The sequence below is a fragment of the Streptomyces sp. Y309 genome (assembly GCF_056712025.1).
Genome location: NZ_CM160048.1, coordinates 4,299,462 through 4,316,707, shown reverse-complemented (window position 1 = coordinate 4,316,707; position 17,246 = coordinate 4,299,462). Strand labels below are relative to the sequence as shown.

General features: G+C 72.9%; 14 protein-coding genes and 1 pseudogene. 13 read left to right on the top strand and 2 right to left on the bottom strand.

Annotated elements, in window-relative coordinates; all coding sequences use genetic code 11:
- Positions 1 to 61: 61 nt before the first annotated feature.
- Positions 62 to 898: an HAD family hydrolase gene (locus tag AC0KTA_RS17160; RefSeq protein WP_481055987.1), complete on the bottom strand. Its 837-nt coding sequence runs from the start codon at positions 896 to 898 to the stop codon at positions 62 to 64.
- Between the two features lie 511 nt (positions 899 to 1,409).
- On the opposite strand from AC0KTA_RS17160, the gene ssd reads away from it, so the two are divergent.
- The 7 genes and pseudogenes from ssd to AC0KTA_RS17125 form a co-directional block, all read left to right on the top strand.
- The gene (gene ssd / locus AC0KTA_RS17155) at positions 1,410 to 2,528 is read left to right on the top strand and encodes a septum site-determining protein Ssd (RefSeq protein WP_481055986.1); all 1,119 of its coding nucleotides are present in this window, start codon (positions 1,410 to 1,412) and stop codon (positions 2,526 to 2,528) included.
- Complete coding sequence (locus tag AC0KTA_RS17150; protein ID WP_481055985.1) at positions 2,525 to 3,712, top strand: TadA family conjugal transfer-associated ATPase; 1,188 nt, start codon at positions 2,525 to 2,527, stop codon at positions 3,710 to 3,712. The genes ssd and AC0KTA_RS17150 overlap by 4 nt, the downstream gene beginning before the upstream one ends.
- On the top strand, positions 3,709 to 4,575 hold the full coding sequence (locus AC0KTA_RS17145; RefSeq protein WP_481055984.1) for a type II secretion system F family protein: 867 nt from the start codon (positions 3,709 to 3,711) through the stop codon (positions 4,573 to 4,575). The genes AC0KTA_RS17150 and AC0KTA_RS17145 overlap by 4 nt, the downstream gene beginning before the upstream one ends.
- A gap of 107 nt (positions 4,576 to 4,682) precedes the next feature.
- Positions 4,683 to 5,477, top strand: a complete 795-nt coding sequence (locus AC0KTA_RS17140; protein WP_481056454.1) for a type II secretion system F family protein — start codon at positions 4,683 to 4,685, stop codon at positions 5,475 to 5,477.
- A gap of 372 nt (positions 5,478 to 5,849) precedes the next feature.
- Complete coding sequence (locus AC0KTA_RS17135) at positions 5,850 to 5,987, top strand: DUF4244 domain-containing protein (RefSeq protein ID WP_481055983.1); 138 nt, start codon at positions 5,850 to 5,852, stop codon at positions 5,985 to 5,987.
- On the top strand, positions 5,974 to 6,354 hold the full coding sequence (locus tag AC0KTA_RS17130) for a TadE family type IV pilus minor pilin (RefSeq protein WP_481055982.1): 381 nt from the start codon (positions 5,974 to 5,976) through the stop codon (positions 6,352 to 6,354). Before AC0KTA_RS17135 ends, AC0KTA_RS17130 begins: the two co-directional genes overlap by 14 nt.
- Positions 6,351 to 6,725 (top strand): annotated as a pseudogene (locus tag AC0KTA_RS17125) (Rv3654c family TadE-like protein); the annotation flags it as partial. The gene AC0KTA_RS17130 and the pseudogene AC0KTA_RS17125, both read left to right, overlap by 4 nt.
- Positions 6,726 to 7,157: 432 nt before the next feature.
- Here AC0KTA_RS17125 and AC0KTA_RS17120 read toward each other — a convergent pair.
- Positions 7,158 to 9,611, bottom strand: a complete 2,454-nt coding sequence (locus tag AC0KTA_RS17120) for a DEAD/DEAH box helicase (protein ID WP_481055981.1) — start codon at positions 9,609 to 9,611, stop codon at positions 7,158 to 7,160.
- An 81-nt stretch (positions 9,612 to 9,692) separates the two neighbouring features.
- On the opposite strand from AC0KTA_RS17120, the gene bldG reads away from it, so the two are divergent.
- From bldG to AC0KTA_RS17090, 6 genes are all read left to right on the top strand, one after another.
- The gene (gene bldG / locus AC0KTA_RS17115) at positions 9,693 to 10,034 is read left to right on the top strand and encodes an anti-sigma factor antagonist BldG (RefSeq protein WP_030359667.1); all 342 of its coding nucleotides are present in this window, start codon (positions 9,693 to 9,695) and stop codon (positions 10,032 to 10,034) included.
- Between the two features lie 152 nt (positions 10,035 to 10,186).
- Positions 10,187 to 10,606, top strand: a complete 420-nt coding sequence (locus AC0KTA_RS17110) for an ATP-binding protein (protein ID WP_481055980.1) — start codon at positions 10,187 to 10,189, stop codon at positions 10,604 to 10,606.
- A 472-nt stretch (positions 10,607 to 11,078) separates the two neighbouring features.
- A complete protein-coding gene (locus AC0KTA_RS17105; protein WP_481055979.1) occupies positions 11,079 to 13,481 on the top strand; it encodes a sodium-translocating pyrophosphatase in 2,403 nt (800 codons plus the stop codon).
- Positions 13,482 to 13,698: 217 nt separating this feature from the next.
- Positions 13,699 to 14,289 (top strand): small secreted protein, encoded by a 591-nt coding sequence (locus AC0KTA_RS17100; RefSeq protein WP_481055978.1) that lies wholly within the window; start codon positions 13,699 to 13,701, stop codon positions 14,287 to 14,289.
- Between the two features lie 176 nt (positions 14,290 to 14,465).
- Positions 14,466 to 15,989 (top strand): DUF7059 domain-containing protein, encoded by a 1,524-nt coding sequence (locus AC0KTA_RS17095; RefSeq protein ID WP_481056453.1) that lies wholly within the window; start codon positions 14,466 to 14,468, stop codon positions 15,987 to 15,989.
- A 290-nt stretch (positions 15,990 to 16,279) separates the two neighbouring features.
- Positions 16,280 to 16,477, top strand: a complete 198-nt coding sequence (locus AC0KTA_RS17090; protein WP_164322367.1) for a hypothetical protein — start codon at positions 16,280 to 16,282, stop codon at positions 16,475 to 16,477.
- The last annotated feature ends 769 nt before the right edge of the window (positions 16,478 to 17,246 follow it).

Sequence of the window (17,246 nt, the reverse complement as noted above, 5' to 3'; positions counted from 1 at the left end):
GAATCGGGCGCGGGTTTCCGGCCGCCCCACGCAGGTCGGTCGACCGCCGCGTCCCGGGCTGTCAGCCGGCCGCCGCGCGTCGCCGGCTGGCGAACCAGACGAGACCCGCGGTGGCCGCCGCGGCGCCGACCGCGGCCACCGCCACGAGCGCCGGTCGGGGCGGCGCGGCCAGCCGCTGCTTGAGCCGCACCGGGCGGTGGAAGTCGAGAATCGGCCACCCGCGCGCGAGGGCCTCGCGGCGCAGCGCCCGGTCCGGATTGACGGCGTAGGGGTGGCCGACGGACTGCAGCATGGGCACGTCCGTGACCGAGTCGCTGTAGGCGAAACAGCGCTCCAGGTCGTACCCCTCCGACTCGGCGAGCTCCTGCACGGCCTCTGCCTTGGTGGGTCCGTACGCGTAGTACTCCACCTCGCCCGTGAAGCAGCCGTCGTCGCCGACGACCATGCGCGTGGCCACCACCCGGTCCGCGCCCAGGAGTTCGCCGATCGGCTCGACCACCTCGGCGCCCGAGGTGGAGACGATGACGACGTCGCGGCCGGCGGTGTGGTGCTCCTCGATGAGGGAGGCCGCCTCGTCGTAGATGATGGGGTCGATCAGGTCGTGCAGGGTCTCCGCGACGATCTCTTTGACCTGCTGTACGTTCCAGCCGCGGCACAGCGAGGACAGGTACGCGCGCATCCGCTCCATCTGATCGTGGTCGGCGCCGCCGGCGAGGAACACGAACTGGGCATATGCGGTCCGCAGCACCGCTCTGCGGTTGATCAGCCCGCCTTGGTAGAACGACTTGCTGAACGTCAGAGTGCTCGACTTCGCAATGACCGTCTTGTCCAGGTCAAAGAACGCGGCTGTGCGAGGCAACGAGTGGTTTTCCACGCCCCGAGCATAGGCGCCCACCATTCGGCGTAAGCTGAGGCGCGTGGGTTTGCCTGAGAAGGCTCTCGGGTACACCATGGAAGTCACGGATCGTTCGCGACCGTGCTAACCCGGTCTGGCTCCTCCCCCCCCGAGTCGGACCGAGGGGACGACCCCCGCTCTCCCCCCCGGCGGGGGTCGTCGCATGTCCGGGTGGGTTTTTGCCTCGCATTCCTGATCTTTTCTGATCGCCACGGGCCCTCGTGTGCCCGAATGGTGCCGATGTCGCGCGCCCAAGATCCGTCACTGTGGGTAGTCGAGGGACTGCGCTGTGGAAGTCGTTCGGGGCGTCACCGGTATGGGTGAAGGAGATATTCACAGGCGGCGCGTTCTCCACAGTTATTGACCAAGATCCACACCATTTCCGGGATCGCCGCACGCTTGATTCCGCTCGTGAAGTTCATGGCCGGATTCCATTGGCCGGTCTTCGCGTGCACGGATCGGATGCGCACACGCGCGCATTCGAAGGACTTGCAGCGAGAGGGGGCCGGAGATCGTGGCTGGAGTCATTGCGTGCGAAACACCGCCGCCGTCCGAGGGACGTGCCGGCGGACCGCTGATCGTCACGGAGGACGTGGACCTGCTGGACGACCTGCTGCGGCTGTGCGCCGCGGCGGGGGCGCGGCCGGAGGTGCACCACGGCGTGCCGGAGCGCGGCGGGGGATGGGAGTCCGCCCCGCTCGTCCTGGTCGGGGACGACGCGGCGGACCGGGTGCGCGGGGCCGCGCGGCGGCGCGGAGTCGTGCTCGTGGGACGGGACCAGGACGATTCGGGGGTCTGGCGGCGGGCCGTGGAGATCGGCGCGGACGACGTGCTGATGCTTCCCGACGGCGAACAGTGGCTGGTGGACCGCATCGCCGACGTCGCCGAGGGCGTGGGGCGACCCGCTCTCACCATCGGCGTCATCGGCGGCCGGGGCGGCGCCGGGGCCTCCACCCTGGCCTGCGCGCTGGCCGTCACGGCGGCGCGCGCCGAGCGGCGCACCATGCTGGTGGACGCCGACCCCCTGGGCGGTGGGCTCGACGTACTGCTCGGCGGAGAGGCCGCCGAGGGGCTGCGCTGGCCCGCCTTCGCGCAGTCGCGGGGCCGGGTCGGCGGCGGCGCCCTGGAGGAGTCACTGCCGGCGCTGCACGACCTGCGCGTCCTGAGCTGGGACCGCGGCGACGCGCCGGCCGTCGCGCCGGAGGCCGTTCGGGCCGTCCTCGCCGCTGCCCGCAGGCGCGGGGGAGTCGTGATCGTGGACTTGCCGCGCCGGGTCGACGAAGCGGTGGCGGAGGCGCTGGCGCAGCTCGACCTCGGCCTGCTCGTGGTGCCTGCGGAGCTGCGCGCGGTCGCCGGGGCGCGGCGGGTCGCGTCCGCCGTGAGCATGGTGCTGCGCGATCTGCGGGTCGTGGCGACCCCCGGCCCCGGCGCGCCGGGCACCGACCGGCTGGACGCGGACGAGGTGGCCCGGCTGCTCGGCCTCCCGCTCGTCGGCGAACTGCCCTGGGAACACGGCCTCCTGGCGGCCCAGAGCGGCGGACAGCCACCCGGCGGCACGGTCCGTGGACCCCTCGCCCGCTTCTGCGCGGCCTTCTGGGAGCGGCTTCCGGCCGAGGCCGGAGGGGGCGTATGAGCGCGGTCGTGGGCGCCCGGATGCTCGACGGGGTGCGGCAGTGGCTCGCGGCCAACGGCACGGAGCCAACCCCGGCGCGGGTCGCCGAGGCGCTGCGGGCGCAGGGCCGGGTCCTGGGGGACACCGAAGTACTCGGCGCGGCCGAGCAGTTGCGGTCGGAACTGGTGGGCGCGGGCCCGCTGGAGCCGCTGCTCGCCGATCCGTCGGTGACCGACGTGCTGGTGTCCGCGCCGGACCACGTCTGGGTGGACCGCGGCGGCGGCCTGGAACTGACCGAGGTCTCCTTCCGGGACGCGGCGGCCGTGCGGCGCCTCGCCCAGCGGCTCGCGGCCGTGGCCGGCCGGCGCCTGGACGACGCGCGGCCCTGGGTGGACGCCCGGCTGCCGGACGGCACCCGCCTGCACGCGGTGCTGCCCCCGGTCGCCGTCGGCTCCGCGTATCTGGCGCTGCGGGTCGTGCGGCCGCGTGCCTTCACGCTCACGGAGCTGGTCGCCGCGGGCACGGTGCCGCCCGGCGGTGAGCGAGTGCTGCGTCGGCTGCTCGACGCCCGCCTCTCGTATCTCATCAGCGGCGGCACGGGCAGCGGCAAGACGACGCTCCTCAGCACCCTGCTCGGCTTGGTGGGGCCTCGGGAGCGGATCGTCCTGGCCGAGGACTCCGCCGAGCTGCGCCCCGACCACCCGCACGTGGTGCGCCTGGAGGCCAGGCCCGCGAACCAGGAAGGTGTGGGCCTCGTCGGCCTGGACGACCTGGTGCGCCAGGCACTGCGGATGCGTCCCGACCGGCTGGTGGTGGGCGAGGTGCGGGGTGCCGAAGTGGTGCACCTGCTGGCCGCGCTGAACACGGGCCACGAGGGCGGCTGCGGCACGGTGCACGCGAATGCCGCCGCAGATGTGCCGGCCCGCCTGGAGGCGCTGGGTACGGCCGCCGGGCTCGACCGGGCGGCGCTGCACAGCCAGCTCGCGGCCGCTCTGTCGGTCGTCCTCCATCTCGCCCGCGATCGGACGGGGCGGCGCCGGATCGCCGAGGTGCAGGTGCTGGAGCGCGGCCCATCAGGCCTGGTGGCGACGGTGCCCGCGCTGCGCTGGGGCGAGCGGGGCTTCGTCCAGGAGCGCGGCTGGCCGCGGCTGAGCGCACTGCTCGGGAGCAGGGGTGACCGGGGTGACCCGGGTGAGGGGTCATGAGCGCGACGACGGTGTGCGGCGCCGCCCTGTGCGCGGGCGGCTCGGTGTGGCTGCTCGGCGGACGGGCGAGGGCCGCCCGGGGGCTGCGGCGGGCGCGGGCGCTCCTCGTGGCCGGGGGCACGGCGAAGGCGCCCTGGTGGCAGCGGGCCTGCACGCGGGCGCGTGGGCGCCTGGGGTACGAGGTCTGGCTCCTGGTGGCCGGGGCGGCCGTGGGGCTGCTTGGAGAGTCCGTCCTGCCTCTCGTCGTGGGGGCGGTCTGCATGCCCCTCGTGGGCCGGGTGCGACGGGCCCGGGAGGCGCGTCGTGAGCGGATGCGGCGGGCCGACGCGGTCATCGCGCTGTGCGGGGCGCTCGCCGGTGAGGTACGGGCGGGGCGGCAGCCGGGGCAGGCGCTGCGGGCGGCCGCGGAGGCCGGCGAGGGAGCAGGGCAAGGGCTCGGCGGCGCTCGGACCGGTGTGCTGGCGGCGGCGCGGTTCGGCGGGGATGTGCCCGCCGCGCTGCGGGAGGCGGCACGGGATCCGGGCGCCGAAGGGCTCCTCGGGCTCGCGGCGTGCTGGCGGGTCGCGGTGGACCGGGGCGCCGGTCTCGCGGCGGGCCTGGACCGCCTCGAAGCGGCGCTGCGCGCGGAGCGGGACCAACGGGCCGACCTGCGCGCACAGTTGGCCGGCGCCCGCTCGACGGCCCTGATGCTCGCCGGGCTTCCCGTCCTCGGCCTGCTGATGGGCGCGGCCCTGGGGGCCGACCCGCTGCGGGTGCTGTTCCACACCGGCGCGGGCCTGGGCTGCCTGCTTGTGGGCGGGCTGCTGGAGGGAGCTGGCGCCTGGTGGGCGCTGCGGATCGTACGGAAGGCGGAGGGGCGATGAAGGGCGATTCCACGGGCCTGCTGGCCCCGTCCGGCCTGGCCGGTCCGACCGGCCTGTTCGGCGACGCCGGGGTTTTCCACAGGCTGGGGGTGGTCGTGTGGTCGGTGATGGCTCTGGTGTGGCTGGTGCTGACGGCGGCGGTAGCGCGGCGTGAACGGATCGCGGGGCGGCGGGTCTTGGCCGTGCTGGACGCCGGAGGACGGCCGGGGCTGTCGTGGGGACTGGGGCGCGGCGGCGGGCTCGGGGAGTCCGGGGAGCGCGCGTGGCTCGGGCGGTGGAGCGGTGCGCTGTCCGGGCGGCGGGAGCGCGCCCGGAAGTGGCTGACGGTCGCCGCGGTGGTGAGCGCCGGGTGGGCGCTCGTCGGCGGGGTCGCGGGGTGCGTGGTCGGCGTGGTCGCCGGGTGCTGCGTGTGGCGGCTGCGGCCGGGTGGCGGCCGCAAGGAGGAGGCCGACGCGGCCCACGCCGAGCGACAACTTCCACTGGCGGCAGACCTGTTGGCGGCCTGCGTGGCCGCCGGGGCCGGGCCCGTCGTGGCGGCGCAGGCCGTCGGTGAGTCCCTGGGAGGTCCCGTCGGGGAGCGGCTCGCCGGGGGTGCGGCGCAGGTGCGGCTCGGCGGCGCACCGGCCGACGCCTGGCGGCAGGTCGGCGAGATACCGGGCGCCGGTGGGCTGGCCCGCCTCCTCGAACAGGCCGCAGAGTCCGGGGCGCCCGCGGCCGGCCCCGTCGCCCGGATCGCCGCGGACTGCCGCGCCGAACAGGGCCGCACGGCGACGGCCCGGGCCCGGCGCGCCGCCGTCGTGATGACGGCACCGGTGGCGCTGTGCTTTCTGCCCGCGTTCATCGCGGTCGGGGTGCTGCCGGTGGTGATTGGGCTGGCCGGGGGCCTGATGGCCGGGGGGTGAGGTGGTCGGCCCGGCTCGGCCCCCGCTGGCCCCGACTGGCCCCGGGTTGGCCCGGGAAGTGAGGGCGGCTGGGCGAAATGTCGTACGGCCAGCAGGACATCGAGAGGTATGGAGGCGCTGGGTGGGCCTGTCGGTGCTCCAGCCGACCGACCTCGATCAGCAACTTCAAGCAAGCAGGCAAACAAACAACTGACGGAAATTTCATGGGGGGTTGACATGCGAGGACAGGTGCGCGCGTGGGCTCGGCTGTACGTGGCACGGGTGGCGCGGTGGATGCGGTGGGAGCGTCCGGGTCGGACGGGGCGTGAGGGGTGGCCCGCGCCCCGGGTGTGGACGGCGCGTCGGATGCGGGGGCTCGCGAGGGACGCCGGAATGGTGACGTCCGAGTACGCCATGGGTCTGATCGCGACGGTGGCGTTCGCCGGGTTGCTCTACAAGGTCGTGACGAGCGGCCCGGTCAAGGCGGCTCTTCAGGCGGTGGTCGAGAGGGCGCTCGATGTCCAGTTCTGAAGGGCGCCGCGCCCGGCGTGACGGCGGGTACGTGACGGCGGAGGCGGCGGTGGTCCTGCCGACGCTGGTGCTGTTCACGATGGCGCTCGTGTGGGCCCTGCTGGCCGCGTCCGCGCAGATCCAGTGCGTGGACGCGGCCCGGGCGGGGGCCCGCGCGATGGCCCGCCAGGACCCGCAGGGCACGGCGGTCGCGGCGGCCCGGCAGGCGGCTCCGCGTGGCGCGAGCGTGGCGGTGAGCCGGGACGGCGACCTGGTCCGGGTGGAGGTCGTGGCGCGGTCGCCGGGCCCGCGGGCGCTGGGGCTCGGACTGCGGCTGCGGGCGGAGGCCGTGGCGTTGGCGGAGGAGACGGTGGGGGTGGGGACGTGAGAAGCGGTCGTGCGGACGGCGTGCGGGCGGGGCCGGGACAGGGAGGTGTGCGTGGGCGTGGGGTGAAGGCGGACCGGGGTGCGGCGACGGTCTGGGTCGTGGTGGCGATGGCGGTGCTGTGCGCGGTCACGGGGACCGTGCTGGCGATGGGGCAGGTGACGGTGGCCCGCCATCGGGCGGGCGGCGCGGCCGACTTGGCGGCCCTGGCGGCGGCGGACCACTGGATGGAGGGGCGTGCCGGGGCGTGCGACCGGGCCGAGCGGGTGGCCCGGGCACAGGGCACGCGGATCGTGCGGTGCGAGGTGGAGGGGGAGGTGTCGGAGGTCACGGCGGCGGCGGAGTTCGGGCCGTTCGTGATGGAGGTCAGATCGCGGGCGGGGCCTGCGGGGCCTGCGGGACCGACGGGGTCTGCGGGATCTTCGGGGTCTGCGGGACCTGCGCCGTCTCCAGGGCCTACTGGGCCTGCGGCCCCTTCCGGGCCTGTGGGGTCTTTGGGGCCTTCCGGGGCTGCGGGACCTGCAGGGCCTTCGGGATCTCCAGACACTGCGGAGCCTTCTGGGCTTGCGGGGCTCCCAGGACCTCCCGGGCCTCCAGGGCCTTCCGGGGCTATGGGGTTTGCAGGTGCGGCAGGTGCGGCAGGTGCGGCAGGACCTGCGAGGCATGAAGGGCCTGGGAAGCCTGCGGGGTCCGCGGGGGCTGCGGGCCCTGCCCCGCCTTCGGGCCCTGCCCCGCCTTCGGGCTCCGCCCCGCCTTCGGGCTCCGCCCCGCCCATGGCGTCGGCCCGCGCCCCCGGCGTGGGGGCCTCAGCTCGTGGGGGCGTCCTTCAGGAGCGTGGTGAGGAGACGTACCGCGCCGCGCTTGTGCAGCGGGTCGTTGCCGTTGCCGCACTTGGGGGACTGGATGCAGGAGGGGCAGCCGGCCTCGCACTCGCAGGAGGCGATGGCCTGGCGGGTGGCGGTGAGCCAGGGGCGGGCGGTGTGGAAGGCGCGTTCGGCGAATCCGGCGCCGCCGGGGTGGCCGTCGTACACGAAGACCGTCGGCAGCAGGGTGTCCGGGTGCAGGGGCACGGAGACGCCGCCGATGTCCCAGCGGTCGCAGGTGGCGAAGAGCGGCAGCATGCCGATGGAGGCGTGTTCGGCGGCGTGCAGGGCGCCGCCGAGGATCTCCGGGTTGACGCGGGCGGCGTCGAGCTGGTCCTCGGTGACCGTCCACCAGACCGCGCGGGTGCGCAGGGTGCGGGGCGGCAGGTCCAGCTTGGTCTCGCCGAGCACCTCGCCGGTGATGAGTTTGCGGCGCAGGAAGGAGACGACCTGGTTGGTGACCTCGACGGAGCCGTAGCAGAGGCGGCCGGGACCCCAGGGGATCTCGGTGTCGGTCTCGAGGACGGAGATGGCGGTGGTGTCGCGGGCGGTGGTCGAATACGGCGGGACGGCCTCCTCGACGAGGGCGACCGCGTCGTCCAGGTCCAGGCGGCGGACGAGATACGTGCGGCCCTGGTGGAGGTGGACCGCGCCCTCGTGGACGGTCGTGTGCGCGGCGGAGGCGTCGACGGTGCCGAGCAGCCTGCCGGTGCCCTCCTCGACGACCTGTACGGGCCGGCCCCCCTCGCCGCGGATGTCCGCGAGGTCGGCGGCCCGCTCGCGGCGGGTCCAGTGCCAGGCCTTCGTGCGCCGGCGCAGCAGCTTCGCGGCCTCGAGCTGGGGGAGCAGTTCCCCGGTGGCCGGGCCGAAGAGCTTGAAGTCGTCGTCGGTGAGCGGGAGTTCCGCGGCGGCGGCGCAGAGATGGGGCGCGAGGACGTACGGATTGTCGGGGTCGAGGACGGTGGACTCGACGGGCTGGTCGAAGAGGGCTTCGGGGTGGTGGACGAGATAGGTGTCCAGCGGGTCGTCGCGGGCGACGAGCACCGCGAGCGCGCCCTGGCCGGAGCGCCCGGCGCGGCCCGCCTGCTGCCAGAGGGAGGCGCGGGTGCCGGGATAGCCGGCGATGAGGACGGCATCCAGGCCGGACACGTCGACGCCGAGTTCGAGGGCGGTGGTGGCGGCCAGGCCGAGGAGTTCGCCGGAGTGCAGGGCCTGCTCCAGGGCGCGGCGTTCCTCGGGGAGATAGCCGCCGCGGTAGGCGGCCACGCGCCGGGCCAGGGAGCGGTCCACCTCGGCGAGGCGTTCCTGGGCGATGACGGAGATCAGCTCGGCGCCGCGCCGGGAGCGTACGAAGGCGACGGAGCGGACGCCCTGGACGGCCAGGTCGGTCAGCAGGTCGGCGGTCTCGGCGGTGGCGGTGCGGCGGACCGGGGCGCCCTTCTCGCCGTGCAGCTCGGTGAGCGGCGGCTCCCAGAGGGCGAAGACGACCTCACCGCGGGGTGAGGCGTCGTCGGCGACCTCGGTGACGGGCAGGCCGGTGAGGCGCTCGGCGGCCAGGGCCGGGTCGGCGGCCGTGGCGGAGGCGAGGAGGAAGACGGGGTCGGAGCCGTAGCGGGCGCACAAGCGGCGCAGGCGGCGCAGGACTTGGGCGACGTGCGAGCCGAAGACGCCGCGGTAAGTGTGGCACTCGTCGATGACGACGTAGCGCAGGGCGCGCAGGAAGGAGGACCAGCGGGGGTGGGACGGGAGTATCCCCCGGTGCAGCATGTCGGGGTTGGTCAGGACGTAGTTGGCGTACTGGCGCACCCACTCGCGTTCCTCGACGGGGGTGTCGCCGTCGTACACCGCGGGCCGCACCGCCGTGCCCAGCGGCGCGGCCAGGGCGCGCACGGCGCGGCGCTGGTCGGCGGCCAGGGCCTTGGTGGGGGCCAGGTACAGGGCGGTGGCGCCGCGGCCGTTGGGCGCCTCGGAGCCGTCGAGCAGGGCGGACAGGACGGGTGTGAGATATGCCAACGACTTGCCGGACGCGGTGCCGGTGGCGACGACGACGGACTCGCCGTCCAGCGCGTGCTCGGCGGCCCGTGCCTGGTGGGCCCACGGATGATCGATTCCGGCCGCCTGCACCGCCGCGACCACCTCCGGGCGGATGCGATCGGGCCACACTGCATACCGGGCCGCACGCGGGGGCAGGTGCTCCGTATGAGTGATGCGCGCAGCTCGGCTCGGCCCCGTGGTCAGCCGGTCAAGGACCGTCTGCGGGGAGACGCGGGCCGGGGTGTCCGCCGAGGGTCCTCCGGCAGGAGAAAAGTTGGCCATCGGCACCGAGTGTGTCACTGGCGGGATGGACAATGGTCCGAAGGCGTCGTGCACGCCTGCCGGTAAGTGATTGAATGCCATCGCGGCTGGCGATCCGTCCCGAGGGCGTGGGCCGAGGTGTCCCGAGGGGCGACCGCTCGATAGCAAGGTGCTGGAGGATCCGTGGACCTGTCTCTGTCGACCCGTACCGTCGGCGATCGTACGGTCGTCGAGGTCGGTGGCGAAATCGATGTATATACCGCGCCCAAGTTGCGCGAGCAGTTGGTCGAGTTGGTGAACGACGGCAGTTTCCATCTGGTCGTCGACATGGAGCGCGTGGACTTCCTCGACTCCACCGGACTCGGCGTGCTGGTCGGCGGCCTGAAGCGGGTGCGGGCCCATGAGGGCTCGCTGCGCCTGGTGTGCAACCAGGAGCGCATTCTCAAGATCTTCCGTATCACCGGACTGACCAAGGTGTTCCCGATCCACACCTCGGTCGAGGAAGCGGTCGCGGCCACCGACTGAGCGGCCACCGACTGAGCCGGAGTCCGGCTGCGGCCGGACTTCCCGGGCCTCGCCCGGGGTTCCGGGCCGTGGCCCGGAAGCGGCAGTACGGCAGGGGGCCGGGCCGACGGCCGGGCCCCCTGACAGCACGCGCGTATGTCCGAGGGGGATGCATGGCCACCGTTGAACTCCGCTTCAGCGCGCTGCCCGAGCACGTCCGGACCGCCCGCCTGGTGGCGGCGGCGGTGGCGCGCAGGGCCGGAGTGGACGAGGCCGTCCTCGATGAGGTCAGGCTCGCGGTCGGCGAGGCCTGCACGCGTGCCGTGGGTCTCCATCAGGCGGCCAGTGTTCCCGCTCCGGTGCGGGTCGCTCTGATCGAGGAGGAGAAGCAGTTCTCCATCGAGGTCGGCGACGAGGCTCCGCGCTCCGCGCCCGGTGAGCGGGCCCCCGGGGCCGGTTCCGGGGAAGACCCTGAGGCCGAGGGGGAGGACGAGATGGGGCTCGCGGTCATCAGTGGGCTCGTGGACGACGTGGAAGTGACCGCCGGGGAGAACGGTGGGTCCATCCGGATGACTTGGCCGACGACTCCCTGAAGGACGCTGGGCGCTGTTCCTGTGCGGTGACGTTCGTTGCCGCAGCTTTGGCGTGCCCGCCGGGGGTTGCTTCCCCCGCCCGCCCGGCCCCTCCAGGGCTTCGACCCTGCGCCCACATGGGGCTTCGCCCCTCTCCCCCTTTGTCGGCCTTCGGCCTCGTCCTCAAACGCCGGACGGGCTAGACCCTGCCGCTCGTGGGGGGTTTTCTTTTGTGTTACTAGTGGGCGCAGGGGTCAGTGTTACCAGTGGGCCCAGGGGCCAGAAACCCCCCGTGATCAGGAACAGATCTCGACGTCAACGCCGACGTCAATGCTTTTGGGGCGTTACCGCTTTCGGGGTCAAAGTTTGAGCGCGATCTTTTGTGGACACGCACTTGCGCGCCAATTCCGTTTGCGGCGCACTGTTTTGATCAGGTCAGGCTCCCTACAATCCGTCCACATCTTGAGCTCAGCCCAAGCGTCAAGGAGGACGAATGGCGGGGCTTTCTACCCCTCATCAGCTTGACCACCCCTCAACCCTCGCAGCCGCGGTACTGACCGACGACAACCGTCTGATCGTGATGGTCATCGCGGCCGTCGCGGTCGCGGCGCTCGTACTCGCCTGGGTCCTGGTCCGCCAGGTACTCACGGCCGGCGAGGGCACCGACAGCATGAAGAAGATCGCGGCAGCGGTCCAGGAAGGCGCGAATGCCTATCTGGGACGACAGATGCGCACCCTCGGCGTATTCGCCGTGGTGGTGTTCTTCCTGCTCCTGCTGCTGCCCGCGGACGACTGGAATCAGCGGGCCGGCCGCTCGGTCTTCTTCTTGATCGGCGCGGCGTTCTCGGCGACCACCGGCTATATCGGTATGTGGCTCGCCGTGCGCGCCAATGTGCGCGTGGCCGCCGCGGCACGGGAAGCGACTCCCGCGGAAGGTGAGCCCGAAAAGGATCTCACCGCCGTCTCGCACAAAGCCATGAAGATCGCTTTCCGTACGGGCGGCGTCGTCGGCATGTTCACGGTGGGGCTCGGTCTGCTCGGCGCCTCCTGTGTGGTGCTCGTGTACGCGGCCGACGCACCGAAGGTCCTCGAGGGCTTCGGCCTCGGGGCCGCGCTCATCGCGATGTTCATGCGTGTCGGAGGCGGCATCTTCACCAAGGCCGCCGACGTCGGCGCCGACCTGGTCGGCAAGGTCGAACAGGGCATTCCGGAGGACGATCCGCGCAATGCCGCGACCATCGCCGACAACGTGGGCGACAACGTCGGCGACTGCGCCGGGATGGCCGCCGACCTCTTCGAGTCGTACGCCGTCACGCTCGTCGCCGCGCTGATCCTCGGCAAGGCGGCGTTCGGTGACTCCGGACTCGCGTTCCCGCTGATCGTTCCGGCGATCGGCGTGATCACCGCCATGATCGGGATCTTCGCGGTCGCGCCCCGGCGCGCGGACCGCAGTGGCATGACCGCCATCAACCGCGGCTTCTTCATCTCCGCGGGCATCTCGCTGGCGCTCGTCGCGGCGGCCGTCTTCGTCTATCTCCCGTCGTCGTACGCGGACTTGGACGGTGTCACGGACGCGGCGATCCTCGCCAAGGAGGGCGACCCGCGGATCCTCGCGGTCGTGGCCGTCGCCATCGGCATCGTCATGGCGGCGCTGATCCAGCAGCTGACGGGCTACTTCACCGAGACCAACCGGCGTCCCGTCAAGGACATCGGCAAGAGCTCGCTGACGGGCCCGGCCACGGTCGTGCTCGCGGGCATCTCCATCGGGCTCGAATCGGCCGTCTACACCGCGCTGTTGATCGGGCTCGGCGTGTACGGGGCTTTCCTGCTCGGCGGTACGTCGATCATGCTCGCCCTGTTCGCGGTGGCCCTGGCCGGCACCGGCCTGCTCACCACGGTCGGTGTCATCGTCGCCATGGACACCTTCGGTCCGGTCTCCGACAACGCGCAGGGCATCGCCGAGATGTCCGGCGACGTCCAGGGCGCGGGCGCGCAGGTCCTCACCGACCTGGACGCCGTCGGCAACACCACCAAGGCCATCACCAAGGGCATCGCCATCGCCACGGCCGTACTCGCGGCGTCGGCGCTCTTCGGGTCGTACCGCGACGCGATCGCCGAGGCGGCGGACGAAGTCGGCCAGAAACTGGGCGACGGCGCTCCGATGAACCTGGTGATGGACATCTCACAGCCCAACAACCTGGTGGGCCTGATCCTCGGCGCCGCGGTCGTCTTCCTCTTCTCGGGGCTCGCGATCAACGCCGTGTCGCGGTCGGCCGGGGCCGTGGTCTACGAGGTGCGGCGGCAGTTCCGCGAGCACCCCGGGATCATGGACTACTCGGAGAAGCCGGAGTACGGGCGCGTCGTCGACATCTGCACCAAGGACGCGCTGCGGGAACTCGCCACGCCGGGACTGCTCGCCGTGCTCACGCCGATCGCGGTCGGTTTCAGCCTCGGCGTCGGCGCGCTCGGCTCGTTCCTCGCGGGCGCGATCGGCACCGGCACGCTGATGGCGGTGTTCCTCGCCAACTCCGGTGGCGCGTGGGACAACGCCAAGAAGCTCGTCGAGGACGGCCACCACGGCGGCAAGGGCAGCGAGGCCCATGCCGCGACAGTGATCGGTGACACGGTCGGCGACCCGTTCAAGGACACCGCGGGTCCGGCGATCAACCCCCTGCTGAAGGTGATGAACCTGGTGGCGCTGCTGATCGCGCCCGCGGTCGTCAAGTTCAGCTACGGCGAGGACAAGAGCGTGGGGATGCGGGTGCTGATCGCCGTGCTCTCCATCACGGTCATCGTCGGGGCGGTGTACGTGTCCAAGCGGCGCGGGATCGCCGTGGGCGAGGACGAGAACCCGGGGAAGGTCGCCAATTCGGCCGATCCGGCGGTGGTTTCGTGACCTAGTCAGGCACCAGGAACCGCTCAACGCGCGGGCGGGCGGCGCTTTTTGAGGCGCCGTCCGCCCGCGTGTGCGTGTCCGGGGCGTCGCGCGGCGGGCCCCGTGAGCCTTCTCTCGTCCGTCATACCTTGGTGCAAATGGCTTCAATAGGGTACGTAACGCACCCCTGGCATGCGGTTGTCGCCCGGTTGGCGTGTAAGTTCCGGGGCCGAGAGCCATGGAAGGGACCAATCCGGTGAACAAGAAGCTCGCGGCCGCACTGTCCGGCGGTGCGGTACTGGTACTGGCGCTGTCGGGATGCAGTGACGACGACGGTGACAAGAAGCTGGACGACTGGGCCAAGAAGGTCTGTGACACGGCCGTGGGGCCGCAGTCGAAGAAGATCGCCGACGCCAACGCGGCCATCAAGAAGCAGACCGCGGACAACAGTTCGCCGGAAGAGGTCAAGTCGACCGACTCCAAGGCGTTCGGGGACATCTCCGCCGCGTACGCCCAGCGCGCCACCGCCCTGAAGAAGGCGGGCGCCCCGCCCGTCGACGACGGCGAGAAGAAGCTGAACGACGCCGTCAAGGAGCTGGACGGCCTCTCCAAGTCGTACGCCGACCTGAAGACGCAGACCGACAAGCTCGACACCAAGGACCAGTCGGCCTTCGCGGACGACCTCGCGAAGATCGCCGAGGAGCTGGGCAAGCTCAGCAAGAGCGAGAACACGGCACAGAAGAAGCTGGAGGAGGGCGACGCGGGCAAGGCCATGCGCGAGCAGGACAGCTGCAAGGCCGCGGCCTCGTCGCCGACGACGCAGAGCTAGACGCTGAACCAGACGTCCACGCGGAACTGGTCAGCCGACTCCGGACTGGGCGTCAGGCCCCGCCCGCCGCGCGGGCGTCCCGCTCGTCCGTACGGCCGTCTGCCCCCGGTGCCCAGTGGCGCCGGGGGCGCCGTCTTGAGCGGGCGGGTCACAATTGGAAGGTGAGTAACGCCAGCATGCCCTTGCCCTCGTCCGACCGTGCCGATGTGTCCGCGCGGCTGCGGGAAGCCTTCCTCGCCGCCGACTTCACCGCCGACGGGCTGCTCGAACTGCTCGGGGCGCCCGCCTACGCCGCGCTCGCCCGCAGCGAGACCGTGCCCGCCCTGAGGGCCACGCGGGGCGACGGCGCGTTGGCTTCGCTCGTACGGCTGTTCCTGTTGCAGGACTCCGTACCGCACGCGCGCGTGGCCGACGTTCTGCCCGTCGACGCCCTTCTGGAGAGCGGTTGGCTCGTGGCGGACGGCGAGGGCACCGGGGCGGGCGCCGGGGGCGGCCTCAGGGCGACCGTGGACGTGCGGCCGTACGGCGGGCCGGACGGCGAGGACTGGTTCATCGTGTCCGACCTGGGGTGCGCGGTCGGTGGGGCCGGCGGCATCGGCAGCCGGGACGAGGGCGTGGTGCTGGGGGTCGGCGGCGCGTCCACGACGCTCGCGGGGATCACGGTGCGTACGCCCGTCGCGAGCGCCCTCGACATCGGCACCGGCTCCGGCATCCAGGCCCTGCACGCCTCCCGGCACGCCACCCGCGTCACCGCGACCGACCTCAACCCCCGTGCCCTGCACTGCACCCGGCTCACGCTCGCCCTGTCCGGCGCGCCGGAGGCGGACCTGCGGAAGGGCTCCCTGTACGAGCCGGTGGGCGACGCGACGTACGACCTGATCGTGTCCAACCCGCCGTTCGTCATCTCGCCCGGCGCCCGGCTGACGTACCGGGACGGCGGCATGGGCGGGGACGATCTGTGCCGCTCGATCGTTCAGGAGGCGGGGGCACGACTGAACGAAGGGGGGTATGCACAGTTTCTCGCCAACTGGCAGCACGTGGACGGCGAGGAGTGGACCGAGCGGCTCCGCTCCTGGGTGCCGCGTGGCTGTGACGCGTGGATCGTGCAGCGCGAGGTGCAGGACATCACGCAGTACGCCGAGCTGTGGCTCAGGGACGCCGGGGACCACCGCACCGACCCGGCCGAGTACGCGGCGCGGTACGACGCGTGGCTGGACGAGTTCGAGGCCCGCAAGACCCGGGGCGTCGGCTTCGGCTGGATCACCCTGCGCAAGTCCGGCGCCGCCGAGCCGTCCGTGACCGTCGAGGAGTGGCCGCACCCCGTCGAGCAGCCGCTCGGCGAGGCGGTGCAGGCGTTCTTCGGGCGGCAGGACTATCTGCGGGACCACGACGACGCCGCGCTGCTCGCCGCGCACTTCAAGCTCGCCGGTGAAGTGGTGCAGGAGCAGGTCGGCATGCCCGGCGCCGAGGACCCCGAGCACGTCGTGCTGCGCCAGCACCGCGGCATGCGGCGGGCCACCCAGGTGGACACGGTGGGCGCGGGCTTCGCGGGCGTGTGCGACGGCTCGCTGAGCGCCGGCCGGATCCTGGACGCCATCGCCCAGCTCATGGGCGAGGACCCGGTACTGCTCCGCGACCGCACCCCGGCCCAGATCCGGCTCCTGGTGGAACAGGGGTTCCTGGAGCCTGTGGGGCGGTAGGCGCGCCCGGGGCGACCGGGAGGGACCGGGCCCGGGGCCCCGTGCCGGTCCGCCCGTGCCGGCCCATGCCGGTCGACGGGTGGGCCGATCCGTGCCGGTCGACGGGGGCCGACCCATGCCGACCCATGGGGGAGAAATCAGCCCCTCCTGGAGGGAAATCGGCCATTGTGGGCCCTCCTCGCCGCCCCCCGTTCACGCGGATTTCGTGCTTCCGCCGCCCGGACGTGCCAGCCTCCGCAGCCGGGGTACCCGACAGGTGCCGCGCACGGACGGCACGGGAGGCCAGGGGCATGGAGAGCGGACCAGCGATCTTCGCCGGAACGGTGTTCGCGCTGTTCGGGGCCGGACTGCTGCTCTGGACGGGCACCCGCGTCGCCCACCGCGCCCCCGTGGCCCACGGCGTCCACCCCACCGCCGCCGCCACCTTCGCGACCTTGGCGGGATCCGGCGCCCTGGCCCTGGCGGTGTGGTGCTTCACACGTCTGTGAGCCACGACGCACGGGCAATGTAAAAGAACGGCCCGGGAAGAACCGCACAGCGCAGAACCCGCCCGGGCAGGCCCGCGAGCAGCGCAGAGCCCGCCCAGGACGGGCCCCACGCGCCGCGTAGAGCTTGCCTAGGACAGGCCTGCGAGCAGCGCAGAGCCTGCCCAGGGCAGGCCCGCGCACCGCGTAGAACCCGCCCCAGGGCAGGCCTGCGAGCAGTGCAGAACCCGCCCCAGGACGGGCCCACGCGCCGCGTAGAGCTTGCCTAGGACAGGCCTGCGAGCAGCGCAGAGCCTGCCCAGGGCAGGCCCGCGCACCGCGTAGAACCCGCCCCAGGGCAGGCCTGCGAGCAGTGCAGAACCCGCCCCAGGACGGGCCCACGCGCCGCGTAGAGCCTGCCCCGGACAGGCCCGCAAGCAGCGCAGAACCCGCCCCGGGAAGGCCGCGCGCAGCGCAGAAAGGGCGGGCGGGTGGGGAAAAAGCCCGTCCGGCGCTTGAGGACGAGCGCGCAGCGCGAAAAGACGGCACGCCAGTCCGACGGCAACACAAAAAAGAGGCCCACACCCGCACCGCTCAAGGCCCAGGGGCCAGCCCAGGCGGCAGGAATGGCGGTAGTCGGGTTACCGTTCGAGTGGCCGTTGCGGGCTTTTCCCGTTTGACACGGGGGCGGGATGTACCGTCACACTCCGCAGCGTCAGCGCAACGCAAGCGCAGTCACGGCGCCCCACCAGGCGTCGGCCCCGCCTGCCGAAGCACCGCAGCACTGCCACCG

Coding starts and splice junctions, on each gene's coding strand:
- AC0KTA_RS17140 (WP_481056454.1), top strand. CDS start 4,683: ATGGCTCTGGTGTGGCTGGTGCTGACGGCGGCGGTAGCGCGGCGTGAA.
- AC0KTA_RS17110 (WP_481055980.1), top strand. CDS start 10,187: ATGGCCACCGTTGAACTCCGCTTCAGCGCGCTGCCCGAGCACGTCCGG.
- AC0KTA_RS17105 (WP_481055979.1), top strand. CDS start 11,079: ATGGCGGGGCTTTCTACCCCTCATCAGCTTGACCACCCCTCAACCCTC.
- AC0KTA_RS17100 (WP_481055978.1), top strand. CDS start 13,699: ATGGAAGGGACCAATCCGGTGAACAAGAAGCTCGCGGCCGCACTGTCC.
- AC0KTA_RS17160 (WP_481055987.1), bottom strand. CDS start 898: ATGGTGGGCGCCTATGCTCGGGGCGTGGAAAACCACTCGTTGCCTCGC.
- AC0KTA_RS17120 (WP_481055981.1), bottom strand. CDS start 9,611: ATGGCATTCAATCACTTACCGGCAGGCGTGCACGACGCCTTCGGACCA.
- AC0KTA_RS17150 (WP_481055985.1), top strand. CDS start 2,525: ATGAGCGCGGTCGTGGGCGCCCGGATGCTCGACGGGGTGCGGCAGTGG.
- AC0KTA_RS17095 (WP_481056453.1), top strand. CDS start 14,466: ATGCCCTTGCCCTCGTCCGACCGTGCCGATGTGTCCGCGCGGCTGCGG.
- AC0KTA_RS17135 (WP_481055983.1), top strand. CDS start 5,850: ATGGTGACGTCCGAGTACGCCATGGGTCTGATCGCGACGGTGGCGTTC.
- AC0KTA_RS17090 (WP_164322367.1), top strand. CDS start 16,280: ATGGAGAGCGGACCAGCGATCTTCGCCGGAACGGTGTTCGCGCTGTTC.
- AC0KTA_RS17130 (WP_481055982.1), top strand. CDS start 5,974: ATGTCCAGTTCTGAAGGGCGCCGCGCCCGGCGTGACGGCGGGTACGTG.
- AC0KTA_RS17145 (WP_481055984.1), top strand. CDS start 3,709: ATGAGCGCGACGACGGTGTGCGGCGCCGCCCTGTGCGCGGGCGGCTCG.